The organism is Streptomyces sp. NPDC050560, from assembly GCF_044457285.1.
Lineage (GTDB): Bacteria > Actinomycetota > Actinomycetes > Streptomycetales > Streptomycetaceae > Streptomyces.
The window spans coordinates 1-1,398 of the sequence record NZ_JBITGT010000037.1; the positions used below are offsets into that span (position 1 = coordinate 1).

A 1,398-nucleotide genomic window follows, 5' to 3' on the forward strand; every position below is an offset into this window, starting at 1 on the left:
CTGAGGACAAGCCCTCGGCCTATTAGTACCAGTCAACTCCACCGGTCACCCGGCTTCCATACCTGGCCTATCAACCCAGTCGTCTCCTGGGAGCCTTACCCCCTCTAGGGGGTGGGAGTCCTCATCTCGAAGCAGGCTTCCCGCTTAGATGCTTTCAGCGGTTATCCCTCCCGAACGTAGCCAACCAGCCATGCCCTTGGCAGAACAACTGGCACACCAGAGGTCCGTCCGTCCCGGTCCTCTCGTACTAGGGACAGCCCTTCTCAAGACTCCTACGCGCACAGCGGATAGGGACCGAACTGTCTCACGACGTTCTAAACCCAGCTCGCGTACCGCTTTAATGGGCGAACAGCCCAACCCTTGGGACCGACTCCAGCCCCAGGATGCGACGAGCCGACATCGAGGTGCCAAACCATCCCGTCGATATGGACTCTTGGGGAAGATCAGCCTGTTATCCCCGGGGTACCTTTTATCCGTTGAGCGACGGCGCTTCCACAAGCCACCGCCGGATCACTAGTCCCGACTTTCGTCCCTGCTCGACCCGTCAGTCTCACAGTCAAGCTCCCTTGTGCACTTACACTCAACACCTGATTACCAACCAGGCTGAGGGAACCTTTGGGCGCCTCCGTTACCCTTTAGGAGGCAACCGCCCCAGTTAAACTACCCATCAGACACTGTCCCTGATCCGGATCACGGACCCAGGTTAGACATCCAGCACGATCAGAGTGGTATTTCAACAATGACTCCACCACAACTGGCGTCACGGCTTCACAGTCTCCCACCTATCCTACACAAACCGAACCGAACACCAATATCAAACTGTAGTAAAGGTCCCGGGGTCTTTCCGTCCTGCTGCGCGAAACGAGCATCTTTACTCGTACTGCAATTTCACCGGGCCTATGGTTGAGACAGCCGAGAAGTCGTTACGCCATTCGTGCAGGTCGGAACTTACCCGACAAGGAATTTCGCTACCTTAGGATGGTTATAGTTACCACCGCCGTTTACTGGCGCTTAAGTTCTCAGCCTCGCCCACCCGAAAGTGAGCTAACCGGTCCCCTTAACGTTCCAGCACCGGGCAGGCGTCAGTCCGTATACATCGCCTTACAGCTTCGCACGGACCTGTGTTTTTAGTAAACAGTCGCTTCTCGCTGGTCTCTGCGGCCACCCCCAGCTCAGGCAGCACGTGCCATCACCAGGAGGGGCCCCCCTTCTCCCGAAGTTACGGGGGCATTTTGCCGAGTTCCTTAACCATAGTTCACCCGAACGCCTCGGTATTCTCTACCAGACCACCTGAGTCGGTTTAGGGTACGGGCCGCCACACACCTCGCTAGAGGCTTTTCTCGACAGCACAGGATCATCCACTTCACCACAATCGGCTCGGCATCAGGTCTCAGACAC

Annotated in this window: 1 rRNA gene (only partly in view); it reads right to left on the reverse strand. The window is 56.9% G+C overall.

Features of this window, described 5'->3' with window-relative positions:
- Nucleotides 1–2: 2 nt before the first annotated feature.
- Nucleotides 3–1,398, reverse strand: a 23S ribosomal RNA gene (locus ACIBIW_RS36730) (it continues 1,374 nt past the right edge of the window).